This is a genomic window from Pantoea sp. M_9 (assembly GCF_008631385.1).
Taxonomy (GTDB): domain Bacteria; phylum Pseudomonadota; class Gammaproteobacteria; order Enterobacterales; family Enterobacteriaceae; genus Pantoea; species Pantoea eucrina.
The window spans coordinates 1-13,804 of record NZ_VWUF01000007.1; the positions used below are offsets into that span (position 1 = coordinate 1).

Sequence of the window (13,804 nt, forward strand, 5' to 3'; positions counted from 1 at the left end):
CCGCGACGGGATTTAACCCGGGCCGCTATCAGTAACCGGTTTTGCTGCCGCTGGTTGCGTGGCCCAGCGTGCTGAGCAGGTTTGCCAGCAGGCTGGAGGCACCAAAGCGGAAATGACGGGCGTCAGCCCAGCCTTCACCGAGGGTGTCGTCAGCCAGCTTCAGATACAGAGCGGCATCTTCTGCGGTGCGCACGCCGCCGGCCGGTTTAAAACCAACCTGCTGCTGCACGCCTTTATCGCGAATAACCTGCAGCATAATGGCGGCAACTTCCGGCGTGGCGTTCACCGGCACTTTACCGGTTGAGGTTTTAATAAAATCAGCGCCGGCATCAATCGCAATCTCTGATGCCGTACGGATCAGCGCCTCATCTTTCAGCTCGCCGGTTTCAATAATTACTTTCAACAGCACGCCCGCTGCCGCACACGCTTCTTTGCACGCTTTGACCAGCGCAAAGCCGGTATCGCGGTCGCCGGCCATCAGAGCGCGATAGGGAAATACCACATCCACTTCGTCAGCGCCGTAAGCGATAGCGGCACGCGTTTCCGCCAGAGCGATCTCAATATCCGCATTACCGTGCGGAAAATTGGTCACGGTCGCAATGCGCACCTCAGGCGTACCCTGTTCGCGCAGCGTTTTACGTGCAATCGGGATAAAGCGCGGGTAGATGCAGATAGCGGCGGTATTGCCCGCGGGGGATTTGGCCTGATGACACAGCGCAATGACTTTTTCATCAGTGTCATCGTCATTCAGGGTAGTGAGATCCATCAGTTGCAGCGCGCGCTGCGCGGCAGCATTAAGGTCAGTCATAACAGGCTCCGGATGTCAGGCCAGCAGCGAGCTGCCGGATAATGTGATTATTTTAACAATTGTCGGGAACTGCCATTGCGAATCCGATCACATAAAAAAGAGATAGCTACCCGAAATTACATAGAAAAGACGCAACAGATCTCTTTTTAACGTGAATGGATGGCTAAGCGGCTCGCAATGCAGATGTAATTATTATCACAAAATCGCGGGCTGAATGGTATCACTCTGATAGATCGCCTGACGGCGCCTGGGAAGGAAATGCAAATATACGCAGGCTGTTCTGCCACAGCGCATCGGCAATCACGTCAGCCGGTTCAGGACGCAGCGTGCACAACACCTCAAACACATTACGCGCCCGCTCAGGCCGGTTGGGCTCTCCCTGAAAACCCTGCAGCGGCATATCAGGAGCGTCTGTTTCCAGCAGCAGCGACGCCAGCGGCAGGCTGGCAATGGTATGGCGGGTTTTGCTGGCGCGCTCATAGGTAATGGTGCCTCCCACGCCGATAGCATAGCCAAGCTGGATAAAGCGCTCTGCCTGCTGCTGGCTGCCGGCAAAGCCGTGCACGACGCCACGCCGCGGCAGATTATGTCGTCGCAGCAGCATCGCCAGCTGATCGTGGGTGCGGCGGGAGTGCAGGATCACCGGCAGATCAAAACGTTTTGCCAGAGTGAACTGCGCGTTCAGCAGCCGCGTCTGCCTGTCAAAATCGGGATCGTTCATATAGAGATCCAGTCCGATCTCACCGATCGCTACGCAGTTGCTGTCTGCCTCTGCCAGATGCTGCGCGAGCAGATCCAGATGATCGTCCTGATGGCGGGCAATATTGATCGGATGCAGGCCCAGCGCCGCATAGAGCGCCGTATAATCTTTTGCCAGCTGCCTGACGCGTGCAAAACGGCTCGCTTCTGTCGAGGGCACAATAATGCGCTCAACGCCGGCGGCGGCGGCGCGGGCAATGCTTGCGACCGCATCATCAACAAATGGCGGGAAATCAAAATGGCAGTGCGTGTCGATAAATTTCATGCCAGCGATCCTTCATCCCAGGCAGCATCGTTTCCCGCCAGCGGCGGCGTGTGTAGCGGTCGCGTGTGCGGTGCATTGGCAGCGGCGGCAGGCGGTGCAATCGGCAGCGGCCTGCGGGCCGGCTCTGCGTCACTTAACCACTGCCCCAGCGTAGCCAGAAAGTAGCGTCCGCTGCGCCGGCCAAGATGATAATCGTGGTTCAGCGCGGCAACGCGGCTGCCAAGCGCCATGCTGGCCAGAGGACGAGGCGGGCAAATCTCCACAATGCGCAGATTACCCGGCGGCTGTTCAATAAACTGCTGGATCTCGCGATAGCTCGCTTCGTGATGATGCAGGATATTGATCATCGGCTGCAGCGCACCGTCACCCAGCCAGCGCTCCATCCGCTGAAACCATTGCGGCGTATAGAACATCTGCGAAGGCGTGGTCCGGATCACCACAACGGTATCCGCGCCACGCCGCGCGGCTTCGCGCACCGGAATCGCGTCGCTGATGCCGCCATCCAGATAGCTGACGCCATCCATCAGCACGCCGCTGCGATAAAAGCCAGGAATGGCACTGGACGCTTTGATGATGTCATGCCAGGTCAGCTCATCAGGCCTGAAATAGTGTGCCTGATAATCATCACTGCGGCAGGCGCACATATAAAATTCGCTGCCACTGGCAAACAGTTTCTGCGCGCTGCTGAACGCCAGGGGAAATTCACTGCGGGTAATGTCAATCAGCCAGTCGAGATCGATAAGGTGGCCACCGCGCACAAAGCGCAGCGGATTGAAAAACTGCTTGCTGGTGGTATAGCGGGTAATCACACATCGGGCATAGCCCGGCTGAGCGCAGACAAAGGCGGAAAGATTTTGCGCGCCGGCGGAAGTGCCCAGCATCAGATGAAAAGGGTTAAAGCCGGCACGCTGGAACGCATCCAGTACGCCTGCGGTGAATATTCCGCGCTGGCCGCCACCTTCACAGACGAGTGCAATTTTGCGGGATTTAAATGGCTGAAGCGCCAGTGGTTCGAACGAACCGAGCGAGACCGGAATGCGTATACCCAATGGCGTACCCTCAGTAGTTGCTGCTCTGAGGGAGGCCAGAGCGGCATCCCGGAGAACCAGTCATTGTCACTCCCTGACCCACTGCACGGGCAGCTGCGACGGCAGACAGCGCCGTCAATGACTGGCCTCCGCTTTACATCAATAGCGGGTTACTGCATAGATGTGTCTGGTCAGAGTTTTTTGCGCCCGGTAAACAGGCTAACCAGAAACAGAATAATACCGACAATAAAGACAATTTTAGCTGCCCATGCTGCCGTACCTGCCAGACCGCCGAATCCTAAGGCTGCCGCGATCAGTGCAATGACCAGAAAGATAATACCCCAACGAAACATAAGCCTCTCCTTTACCATAGTAGAAATCGAACTGCTTATTCTTCACTTCACTGTTTTATTGCGGAACAGCATCAGAGCGATGCCGTTCCGGCTGCGTTAAGATTTCACCTTGAGGTCATTCTTCACGCTTTTCACGCCTTCAATGGCTTTTGCGATCTTCTCAGCACGTTCAGACTGTGCCTGATTCGCAACTTCTCCTGACAGCTGAACCACGCCATCGGTGGTTTCCACCTTCACATTGCGCGATGGAACAATGTCGTCTGCTAACAGCTTAGCTTTAATTTCGCTGGTTGTGGCGGCATCACCGGCATAACCTTTCAGCGATCCTTCTTTATTGTCTCTGACGTGTAGTTTGTCACTGACGGATTTCACTCCTTCAACCTTCTGCACCAGGGCAACAGCCTTTTCAGCCTGATCCTGCGAGGCAACAAAACCGCTTAATGTCACCACACCCTGCTGCGTTTTGACGGAGATATCCGTGCTTTTAATCGCGTCATCATCAACCAGCGCCGCTTTGGCTTTGGCTGTAATGCCACTGTCATCCATAAAACCATCGACTTTTTTCATAGAACTATCGATTTTGGAACCCGTCGAGCTGGTATCAGCAGCAAATGCCGCACCGCTTAACAGCGCCGTACCGGCCAGTGCAGCAATCAGGGTCTTGGCAATCTTAGTCTTATTCATCGATATGATCCTTCTATCAGTTAATTCACCCGCAAGCGCGAATGCACAACAGCCAACGGCGCCGTTGCCTTGATGGACGTAACCAAACTCGCAGGCCTGTTTTTTCGTCCGACAGAATAATCATAGTAGGGATTACAGCTTTTGCTGGCTTTTGTGGTTGATATCTCGCCAGAAAGTGAGAATGGCAGCGTAATTAAGAGGAGTCTGTAACAAAAAAAGCAGGACCAGTAATGACTGGTCCTGATAGCGAGGCGGGATCAGTGTTCGCGGGTTTTGCGGAAAACCACGTCAGGATAGCGCTCCTGCGTAATATTCAGGTTAACCATTGTCGGCGCGATATAGGTGAGGTTATCTCCCCCATCCAGCGCCAGATTGACCTCATTTTTACGCTGGAAGTCGTCAAACTTCTTCGCGTCGCTGCACTCTACCCAACGGGCGGTGGAGACGTTGATCGCTTCATAGATCGCTTCAACGTTATATTCGCTCTTAAGGCGGGCGACAACTACATCAAACTGCAGCACGCCGACGGCGCCAACAATCAGATCGTTGTTATGCACCGGACGGAATACCTGCACGGCGCCCTCTTCAGAGAGCTGAACCAGACCTTTTAGCAGCTGCTTCTGCTTAAGCGGATCGCGCAGGCGGATGCGGCGGAACAGCTCTGGCGCAAAGTTCGGAATGCCGGTGAACTTCATCGCTTCACCCTGGGTAAAGGTGTCGCCAATCTGAATCGTGCCGTGGTTATGCAGGCCGATGATATCGCCCGGGAACGCCTCTTCAACGTGCGAACGATCGCCTGCCATAAAGGTCAGCGCATCGGAGATCACCACATCTTTGCCGGTACGCACCTGACGCAGTTTCATGCCCTTTTCATAACGACCCGATACCACACGCATGAACGCAACACGGTCGCGGTGTTTGGGATCCATATTCGCCTGAATCTTGAAGACAAAACCGCTGAACTTCTCTTCACGCGCTTCCACAGTACGGGTATCGCTTTTGCGCGGCATCGGCGCAGGTGCCCAGGAGACCAGGCCATCCAGCATATGATCGACACCAAAGTTGCCCAGCGCAGTGCCGAAGAACACCGGCGTCAGCTCGCCGTTCAGGAACAGCGACTGCTCAAATTCGTGTGAGGCGCCCTGCACCAGCTCCAGCTCATCGCGCAGCTGCTGCGCCAGCTCTTCGCCCACCGCCGCGTCGAGATCGGGATTATTCAATCCTTTTACAACGCGCACGTCCTGAATGGTATGGCCCTTACCGCTCTGATAGAGGTAGGTTTCATCTTTATAAAGGTGGTAGACCCCTTTAAACAGCTTGCCGCAGCCGATTGGCCAGGTAATGGGGGCGCAGGCGATCTTCAGCTCGCTCTCAACCTCATCCAGCAGCTCCATCGGATCGCGGATATCGCGGTCCAGTTTGTTCATAAAGGTGATGATGGGCGTATCGCGCAGACGGGTTACTTCCATCAGCTTGCGGGTACGATCCTCAACCCCTTTCGCGGCATCAATAACCATCAGACAGCAGTCAACGGCGGTCAGTGTGCGATAGGTATCTTCCGAGAAGTCTTCATGCCCCGGCGTATCCAGCAGGTTGACCAGGCTTTCACGATAGGGAAACTGCATCACCGAGGTGGTGATTGAAATACCACGCTGCTTCTCCATTTCCATCCAGTCTGATTTAGCATGCTGGCTGGAGCCGCGACCTTTAACAGTACCGGCAGTCTGGATAGCCTGTCCGAACAGCAGGACTTTTTCGGTGATTGTGGTTTTACCGGCGTCCGGATGCGAGATAATCGCAAAGGTACGGCGGCGCGCCACTTCTTCTAAAAAGGGAGCATTAGACATGAGTGCGTTCTTCTTCAGGGCGGCGCGTCTGTAACGCGCGGCAGATAAATCGTTCCGGAACCTGTCCGGTGGGTAACAGTGCCAGTGGCAACGCCGTGGCGTCACTGCACAGCAGCGGTTCGCGGCTGCGCTGGCGGTGCTCCGGTTATCCGGTCAGCGTTGAGGCGGCATAGCATACAATATTTCAGCAGGCGGGGAAATCACGACTGTAGTGCGCAGGTAGCCCCTTCCGGCTCCATTCGCATCCGGTCATAGCAGCCAAATGGCAATCAGTTAACAATGAGAATTCGTCGCATTCAGAATGTTGAATAATTCCATTTATATTCAATGATATAAATTAAAGTTTCGTGTAAAAAAACCTTCACATAAACGCTGATATTGCTGCATAATTCGCCGTAATTTTTCTGACTGCTTAATAAGGACGCAGCTATGCTAACTGCTGAAATGACCTCTCGCCTGAACGACCAGCTTAATCTGGAGTTCTTCTCTGCCAACCTCTATCTGCAGATGAGCGCCTGGTGCAGCGATAAAGGATTTGAAGGGGCCGCCTCTTTCCTGAAAATGCATTCACGTGAAGAGATGGAGCATATGCAGCGCCTGTTTGATTACGTCAGCGACGCGGGTTCCATGCCGGTGCTGGGCAGCATCGCGGCACCGGCTGTCAGCTGGAACTCTCTGAGCGACGTGCTGAGCGAAGCGCTGAAGCATGAGCAGCTGATCACGCAGAAAATCAATGAGCTGGTGCATACCGCGCTGACATCGCAGGACTACTCCACCTTTAATTTCCTGCAGTGGTATGTGGCAGAGCAGCATGAAGAAGAGAAATTGTTTAAAACCGTGCTCGATAAACTGGCGCTGGTGGGTAACAAAGGTGAAGGTCTGTTCCTGGTGGACAAGGACCTGGGCCGTATGAACGTGGAAGGTCACGGTCAATAATAAAAAAAGATGACATACAGCAAGCAGCAGCGCCCGGTTTTGCCGGGCGTTTTTTTATGCTGGAATCGTGCGCTCAGACGGCCAGAAGCGCATACATGCGCCCCGTGCGTTGTCACGTTGCCACCCATGGCCGACATCTTACTCCAGCGCTTTCAGTCGCAGCTCTGAAGGTTGCGGGCGGCCAAACAGGTAACCCTGAAACAGCGTGCAGCCCTCTTCACGCAGTTTCGCAAACTGTTCGCTGTTCTCCACGCCTTCCGCCGTGATCTGAATATCCAGGCTGCGGCTCATGCCGGTTATTGCCCGGATGATCGCCAGCGCTTCGCGGCTGTCGCCCATATCGTTGATAAAAGACTTATCGATTTTGATCTTATCGAACGGGAATGAGCGCAGATAGCTCAGCGAAGAGTAGCCGGTGCCAAAATCATCCAGCGCAATCTGTACGCCGAGCGCTTTAAGGTTCTGCAGCGTCCGGATATTGCCCAGCGTATCGTCCAGCAGCACCGACTCCGTAATCTCCATCTCCAGCCGATGCGGTGCCAGGCCTGACTCCTTCAGCGCCCCCTCTACCACCGACACCAGCGAGCTGTTTTTAAACTGCAGCGGTGAGAGATTTACCGAAACGGACTGTTCGGTGTTCCAGCTCTGCGCTTCGCGGCACGCCTCATACAGCGCATAGGCACCCAGCATATGAATCAGCCCGGTCTCTTCAGCGATCGGGATGAAATCTACCGGCATGATCAAGCCTTTGACCGGATGGTGCCAGCGCATCAGCGCTTCATAACCAATAATACCGCTCTGACTGGTAATGGGCTGATAGTAAAGTCTGAGCTGCCGTCCGGTAATCGCATCACGCAGATCGTTTTCAATGATGCGCCGGCTGCGCGCCTGGTCATCCATTTCTGGCGTAAAGTGCTCATAGCGGTTACGGCCGTTACGCTTCGCCTCGTAGAGCGCCATATCAGCGCAGCGCAGCATATGTTCCGGCGTGTTGACGGCCTGGGTGGTCAGGGCGATCCCCACGCTCAGGCCTACGGTAAGATTATGCCCTTCGATATTCATGGGCGGCTGAATCGCCTCAATCAGGCGCCGCGCCACCGTGGCCGCTTCGTCAGCGTTATGGATATCGGGCAGTACAATAGCAAATTCGTCGCCGCCGATGCGGGCCAGCGTATCACGCTCACGCAGTACGCTGCGCAGCCGCTTAGCCACCGCGCGCAGCAGATCATCACCAATCTGGTGGCCAAGCGCATCATTCACGTTTTTGAAATTATCGAGGTCAAGACACAGCGTGGCGCTGATCTGGTTCTGGGCCGTGTCGTTACGCAGCGCTTCGCTGAGTTTTTGCCGGAACAGAATACGGTTAGGCAGGCTGGTCAGGTTGTCGTGATGCGCCATATGGTGGATACGCGCATCCGCTTCACGCTGGTCAGTCACATCTTCAACGATCAGCATGACATAATTTTGCCGCATATCTTTGCCGGTGATGGTGGTGGCGCGCGTATGCAGTACCCGCTCACCGCTGGCGGTCAGCAGCAGCTGCTCGCGGGTGTGAATGCCTTCACTGCGCAGCGCAATATCCGCCAGGCTATTAAAGTAGTCGCTCAGTTCGGCAGACATGCACTCATGCGGACGCTTATGCATGAGCAGCGATCGGCTCAGCCCAAACAGCTGCTCAGCCTTGGCGTTCACCATCAGAATTTCGCGGCTGATGGCATCCTCCACGATCACGCAGGAGGGGATGTTGCTGATGATGGTGTCGAGAAAGGTCGACAGCTCCGACATTCTGCTGCTCTGCGCCTGCGCCAGATCGCGCGCGCGCAGAAGCTGCTGTTCATGTTCACGCCGCTCCGTCACATCGCGCGTGATTTTGGCAAACCCGATCAGGTGTCCACTCTCATCATGAATCGCGTCAATTACCACGTGCGCCCAGAAAGCCGATCCATCCTTCCGGTAGCGCCACCCCTCATCTTCAAACCGCCCGGTTTTTAGCGCAATGCCGAGGTTTGCATCCGGCAGATGGCGCTGGCGATCCTGCGCGCTGTAAAAGAGTGAGAAGTGCTGCCCCACAATCTCATCTGCGCGATATCCTTTAGCGCGCTGCGCCCCGGCGTTCCAGTTAACGACTCGCCCCTTCAGGTCCAGCATGTAGATAGCGTAATCGGTGACGCCTTCCACCAGCAGCCGAAACGTTTTTTCATGTTCGCGCTGCTGGCGCAGCAGCGCCTGCTGTTCAGTGCAGTCGCGGGTAATTTTTGCGTAACCAATCAGTTTGCCGGCGTCGTCGCGAATCGCGTCGATGATAACGTGCGCCCAGAAAGCGGACCCATCTTTACGATAGCGCCAACCCTCATCTTCAAACCGTCCGGTTTTAAATGCGGTTGTAAGATTTTTTTCCGGTATATGGTTGAGACGATCCTGCGCGCTGTAAAAGCGGGAGAAGTGCTGTCCGACAATTTCCTCTGCCACGTAACCTTTTGTTCGCTGAGCCCCGGCATTCCAGTTCTCAACGTTGCCCTCCAGATCCAGCATGTAAATCGCATAGTCGGTTACGCCCTCTACCAGTAAACGAAAGCGCTGCTCCTGTTCACGCTGCCTGCGCTGATGCGCCTGCTGCTGGGTACAGTCGCGGGTGATTTTGGCAAAACCCAGCAGCTCGCCCTGCTCATCCCGGATAGCGTCAATTACGACGTGAGCCCAGAACGCGCTGCCATCTTTGCGATAGCGCCAGCCTTCGGTTTCAAACTTACCGGTTGCGGCGGCAACGGAGAGACCGCGCTGCGGCGCGCCGTTTTTGCGATCCTCTTCGCTGTAAAACAGCGCAAAATTTTTACCAACGATCTCATCTGGCGCATACCCTTTGGCGCGCTGCGCACCAGGATTCCAGTTAGCAACGGTACCGTCAGGTTTGAGCATGTAAATGGCGTAATCTACGACGCTCTGCACCAGCAGCCGATACATTACATCAGAGTTATTGTTCATATTTTGTGCCTGTTCCGGCCTGATACAGCATCGGCCTTTCAGAATATTCTTAATTATTTCAGACTTAAACGCAAAAGTGCAGCGCTGACAAGCGCTAATCGATTTCAGACAACATCTGGCAGGAGTGTTATCGGCAGTGGCGAGAAAACGTTCAGAGAAATGCATCATTCCCCGGGGCTACCTGCTATTTATGGCAGGTCAGTCGGGGAAGAGCATGCAGGGAAGCCGCATACCGGAGAGCGCCGGTATGGGCAGAGAGGCGAGGCGCTGTTGCTGGCCTATCGGGCTGCCAGCTGCTGCATAACCGGCAGCCACAGGTCGGTCATCATCCCTTTGCCACCGGTAAGCGGGTCGCGCGGGGGCAGAGGAACGCGCTGAATCTGTTCTCTGGCTGCACGCAGCCGCGAGGGTTCATCGCGTACCGTCTCGGGCGTCATTCCTTCCGGATAAGCGCCCACCATGAAAAAATTGTCTGACGCGTAAACCTGTTTATGCCCGACGCCTGCCGGGATCAGCACGGCATCACCTTCACGCAGCACCACCATGCGCCCGCTGTCGCCGCCCAGCAGGATCTCAGCCCAGCCCGCCCCGACGCCCAGCACCTCATGCGTATTCGGATGATAGTGGGTATAAGGGAATACCGGCGCGCGCCATGCGGCAGGCCAGCCGCTGGCGGTAAAGGTCGTTTCAAACCAGCGTGCGCTATCTTCCGTGTCATCCGGCACCACACGCGGCCAGATAATCAGCGGCAGCGGGCTGTTTGGCACGCCGCCGCTGGCGTGAGAGAGCCGCAGATGCTGCGGGTTAAAGGAGGCGCCTGCTGAAAAGGTGCCGGCAGCAAACGACATCGATAACAGCAGGCTGGAAGAACAGGACGCCATGAACGTGCTCCGACAAATAATGTTAATTAATTGTGGCAATTTCAGGCGGCAATGCAATGTGGCAATATCTTAAAAAATCCCTGTTAATGAGTTACTTAGTGACTTAAGCCAAATTTTATTTTCCGGCGCTGCCGGTTTGTGACGGCGATCGCGGTCAGGCAAAGAGGTTACGGACGCGCAATCAGGCGGTTTTATCCAGATCGCACTGGCTGCTGACAAAATCGGGCAGCTCATTTACGCGCTCCGGAGGCAGCGGCCTGCCGAGCAGATATCCCTGCAGCGTGTCGCAGCCGAGGCTGGTCAGAAAAGCCTGCTGATCGGGCGTCTCCACCCCTTCCGCGACCACTTTCAGATCCAGCGACTGCGCCAGCGCGACAATAGCGGAAACGATAGTGGCATCCTCAGAATCTGCCTGCAGCTCATTCACAAACGCGCGGTCGATCTTCAGTTCACTGGCGGGCAGCCGCTTCAGATAGAGCAGGCTGGAGTAGCCGGTTCCGAAGTCATCAATCGACGCCTTTACCCCCATGCTGGTGAGTTCAGTCAGGATACGTACGCTCTCTTCCGGATCGCGCATCGCCGTGGTTTCGGTTACCTCCAGCGTCAGCTGCTCTGCCGGGATCTGATGCGTTTTCAGCGCCTGCGTCACGGTGGTAATCAGCCCGGACTGCTCAAACTGCAGCGCAGAGAGGTTTACTGCAACTGACCAGGCGGTATGCCCCTCCTGATGCCAGCAGTGCAGCTGGCGGCACGCCTCGTTGATCACCCAGTTCCCTATATTTATGATCAAACCGGTTTTTTCTGCACCCGGCAGGAAGACGTCAGGCATAAGCAGCCCGCGCTGTGGATGCTGCCAGCGCAGCAGCGCTTCAAACCCCAGAATCGGCCCGCCGGGGGCACAATACTTCGGCTGGTAAAACAGCCGCAGTTCATGGTTATCCAGCGCCTGCCACAAATCGTTATTCAGCTGCAGCTGCGACTGCGCCAGAATATTCATTGAGGGCTGAAAAAAGGTGTAGCCGTTGCGGCCATTGTGTTTGGTGTGGTACATCGCGGCATCGGCGTTAAACATCAGCTCACGCTCATCTCTGCCGTCGCCGGGATAGACGGCAATCCCGAGACTTAAAGAGACCATCAGCTCATAACGCGATATGGCAAACGGCCGGTCAGCGGCCTTCACCAGCGTATCGGCCACTGAGGCGGCGTCGTTGGGATCGTCAATCTCCAGCAGCAGCACAAACTCATCTCCGCCCATCCGCGCCAGCGTATAGTGCCCCTGCATCTGGCCCATCATACGTTCCGTCACGCTCACCAGCAGTTTATCCCCGATATGATGCCCGAACGCGTCGTTAACCGCTTTAAAGCCATCGAGATCCATAAACATCAGTGCAAACTGCGACTTCTCGCGATTAGCTTTGTTGATCGCCTGATCGAGCCGATCTTCCAGCAAAATGCGATTGGGCAGCCGGGTCAGGTTGTCATGCAGCGCCAGCTGCGCCAGTTCACGGTTCGCCTCTGCCAGCGAGCGCGCCAGAATTGACGTGCGCGCCTGCATACGCGCATCCAGCATAGAGACCAGTAGCGTAATGCCGAGTATCGCCAGCGTCACCACGGTGACAATCATCGCCAGCCAGTCGCTGTTCACCCCGTGATGTGTGACGTGGCTGCTCGCCGGAAATCCGGCCGCCGCCATACCGGTATAGTGCATGCCGGCAATGGCGCACCCCATGACAACCGAGGCGCCAAAACGCAACAGCGTCACCCGGCCATAGCTATGACGCAGGTGAAAGGCCAGCCAGAGCGCCGCTCCTGATGCGAGCAGTGCAATCAGCACTGAAACGGCGATCCAGCCCCGGTTCCAGATAATACCCGGCAGAAACATCAGCGCCGCCATGCCGGTATAGTGCATGGCCACCACGCCCGATCCCAGAACCAGCGCCCCGCCAGCCAGTCGCTGCCAGGGCAGCTCCCCCATGCAGACCAGCCGCAGGGCGAAAATCGAGGCGAGAATAGCGACCAGCATGGATGCCGCAGTGAGCACGGGATCGTAGCTCATCTCCATATCGAGATTCATGGAGAGCATGCCAATGAAATGCATCGCCCAGATTCCTACGCCCATGGCAAAACCGCCACCCAGCAGCCAGATAAGCGCGACGCGACCTGACGAGGAGGCGACCCGGCCTGCCATATCCAGCGCAGTAAAGGAGGCGAGCATGGCGACAACAATTGAAACGATAACCGTAAATGAGTCGTATGACGTTACCAGCATAGGGAAGTCCGGATTAACGCTGTTTCCAGCTATAAAATCGTGCAAACAGCATCCCTGCAGCTTGTAAACCGCTATCGCCCTTCCTGAACGAGGCAGAAATCCAGCTCTTTTTTCGCGCCAGACGACAGCAGGCTGGCAGCATGGGCCAGCCACTGTTATGACTGCATTATCGGCCTGGCAGCAAAAATAATGAGTAAAAAATGTGTATCAGCTATTAGACGTACTACCGCTCTGAACTATAGTAAACAAAACTAATGTAAATCATAAAGCAACCTCAATACTCATATGAGGCCAGCGACAGATATCGTCTTAATTCTCTTTGCCAATGGCACTTTACGGGTTCGTTTTTTATTAACAGGCCAGGTGGAAAAGCATCGACTCCGGATAATCAGTAAGGAATGATTATGAAAATCAAGCTTTTTCTTATGGCCGCAGGCCTGTACACAGGATTGACATCCGTAACGGCCCTGGCAGCCACCACCACCGGGGCGATTAACGCCACGCTCACGCTGACAACCGGTTGTCTGGTCAACGGTCAGTCAGCCACCACCGGCGTCAATTTCGGTACCCTGAATTTTGGCAGCAGCGCAGCCACCTTTGATACGCTGAATGCCACGCTGGTAGGCGCAGCCGGCAGCGGTATCTATGTGCGCTGCACAACCGGACAGACCTTTAATGTACAGGTCACCAGCAGCAACGGCGCGCCGGGCACGGTGTACGGCACCGTCAGCGGCCAGCCGCGCTATCTCATTCTGGGCTCGGATAATACGCAGGGCATCGCCTATACCCTTTACAGCGACGCCGCCTTTACTACCGCGATAGCGAACAATACCAACATTGCCGCCAGCGGCACCACCGATCCGACGCTGGGCACCAACTATGCCATTTATGGTCGGGTCGTCGGCGGCGGCTTCAATCCGCTGATTCCGGCGGGTACTTATACTGACACCATAAACGTGGCGGTGAATTACTGAGCACGGGTGTACACGCAG

The 13,804-nt window shown here is 55.6% G+C and carries 11 protein-coding genes; 2 read left to right on the forward strand and 9 right to left on the reverse strand.

The features are described from left to right. Nucleotides 1-28 precede the first annotated feature (28 nt). The 6 genes from deoC to prfC all read right to left on the reverse strand — a co-directional run bounded on the left by deoC (nt 29) and on the right by prfC (nt 5,744). Nucleotides 29-808 (reverse strand): deoxyribose-phosphate aldolase, encoded by a 780-nt coding sequence (deoC, locus tag F3I15_RS11515; protein ID WP_150018002.1) that lies wholly within the window; start codon nt 806-808, stop codon nt 29-31. A 220-nt stretch (nt 809-1,028) separates the two neighbouring features. Next, a complete protein-coding gene (locus F3I15_RS11520; RefSeq protein WP_150018003.1) occupies nt 1,029-1,832 on the reverse strand; it encodes a TatD family hydrolase in 804 nt (267 codons plus the stop codon). Next, entirely contained in the window at nt 1,829-2,881 is a 1,053-nt protein-coding gene (locus tag F3I15_RS11525; protein WP_150018004.1) for a patatin family protein, read from the reverse strand. The genes F3I15_RS11520 and F3I15_RS11525 overlap by 4 nt, the downstream gene beginning before the upstream one ends. Nucleotides 2,882-3,051: 170 nt before the next feature. Continuing rightward, nucleotides 3,052-3,213: a DUF1328 domain-containing protein gene (locus tag F3I15_RS11530; protein WP_065648197.1), complete on the reverse strand. Its 162-nt coding sequence runs from the start codon at nt 3,211-3,213 to the stop codon at nt 3,052-3,054. A gap of 96 nt (nt 3,214-3,309) precedes the next feature. Continuing rightward, a complete protein-coding gene (gene osmY / locus F3I15_RS11535; RefSeq protein WP_065648196.1) occupies nt 3,310-3,897 on the reverse strand; it encodes a molecular chaperone OsmY in 588 nt (195 codons plus the stop codon). A gap of 257 nt (nt 3,898-4,154) precedes the next feature. Further along, a complete protein-coding gene (gene prfC, locus F3I15_RS11540) occupies nt 4,155-5,744 on the reverse strand; it encodes a peptide chain release factor 3 (protein ID WP_150018005.1) in 1,590 nt (529 codons plus the stop codon). 429 nt (nt 5,745-6,173) lie between these two features. On the opposite strand from prfC, the gene ftnA reads away from it, so the two are divergent. Further along, on the forward strand, nt 6,174-6,680 hold the full coding sequence (ftnA, locus tag F3I15_RS11545; protein ID WP_039380152.1) for a non-heme ferritin: 507 nt from the start codon (nt 6,174-6,176) through the stop codon (nt 6,678-6,680). A 138-nt stretch (nt 6,681-6,818) separates the two neighbouring features. Here the strand turns inward: ftnA and F3I15_RS11550 are convergent, their stop codons facing one another. From F3I15_RS11550 to F3I15_RS11560, 3 genes are all read right to left on the reverse strand, one after another. Further along, complete coding sequence (locus tag F3I15_RS11550; RefSeq protein ID WP_150018006.1) at nt 6,819-9,662, reverse strand: bifunctional diguanylate cyclase/phosphodiesterase; 2,844 nt, start codon at nt 9,660-9,662, stop codon at nt 6,819-6,821. A gap of 278 nt (nt 9,663-9,940) precedes the next feature. Further along, nucleotides 9,941-10,543: a hypothetical protein gene (locus F3I15_RS11555; RefSeq protein ID WP_150018007.1), complete on the reverse strand. Its 603-nt coding sequence runs from the start codon at nt 10,541-10,543 to the stop codon at nt 9,941-9,943. Nucleotides 10,544-10,724: 181 nt separating this feature from the next. Continuing rightward, the gene (locus F3I15_RS11560) at nt 10,725-12,812 is read right to left on the reverse strand and encodes a bifunctional diguanylate cyclase/phosphodiesterase (RefSeq protein WP_150018008.1); all 2,088 of its coding nucleotides are present in this window, start codon (nt 12,810-12,812) and stop codon (nt 10,725-10,727) included. Nucleotides 12,813-13,216: 404 nt separating this feature from the next. On the opposite strand from F3I15_RS11560, the gene F3I15_RS11565 reads away from it, so the two are divergent. After that, nucleotides 13,217-13,786 (forward strand): spore coat protein U domain-containing protein, encoded by a 570-nt coding sequence (locus tag F3I15_RS11565; protein ID WP_150018009.1) that lies wholly within the window; start codon nt 13,217-13,219, stop codon nt 13,784-13,786. Nucleotides 13,787-13,804 lie beyond the last annotated feature (18 nt).

What these genes read in the sequence shown, in the direction of transcription:
- deoC (WP_150018002.1), bottom strand. Translation starts at nt 808, where the DNA reads ATGACTGACCTTAATGCTGCCGCGCAGCGCGCGCTGCAACTGATGGAT.
- F3I15_RS11520 (WP_150018003.1), bottom strand. Translation starts at nt 1,832, where the DNA reads ATGAAATTTATCGACACGCACTGCCATTTTGATTTCCCGCCATTTGTT.
- F3I15_RS11530 (WP_065648197.1), bottom strand. Translation starts at nt 3,213, where the DNA reads ATGTTTCGTTGGGGTATTATCTTTCTGGTCATTGCACTGATCGCGGCA.
- osmY (WP_065648196.1), bottom strand. Translation starts at nt 3,897, where the DNA reads ATGAATAAGACTAAGATTGCCAAGACCCTGATTGCTGCACTGGCCGGT.
- prfC (WP_150018005.1), bottom strand. Translation starts at nt 5,744, where the DNA reads ATGTCTAATGCTCCCTTTTTAGAAGAAGTGGCGCGCCGCCGTACCTTT.
- ftnA (WP_039380152.1), top strand. Translation starts at nt 6,174, where the DNA reads ATGCTAACTGCTGAAATGACCTCTCGCCTGAACGACCAGCTTAATCTG.
- F3I15_RS11550 (WP_150018006.1), bottom strand. Translation starts at nt 9,662, where the DNA reads ATGAACAATAACTCTGATGTAATGTATCGGCTGCTGGTGCAGAGCGTC.
- F3I15_RS11555 (WP_150018007.1), bottom strand. Translation starts at nt 10,543, where the DNA reads ATGGCGTCCTGTTCTTCCAGCCTGCTGTTATCGATGTCGTTTGCTGCC.
- F3I15_RS11560 (WP_150018008.1), bottom strand. Translation starts at nt 12,812, where the DNA reads ATGCTGGTAACGTCATACGACTCATTTACGGTTATCGTTTCAATTGTT.
- F3I15_RS11565 (WP_150018009.1), top strand. Translation starts at nt 13,217, where the DNA reads ATGAAAATCAAGCTTTTTCTTATGGCCGCAGGCCTGTACACAGGATTG.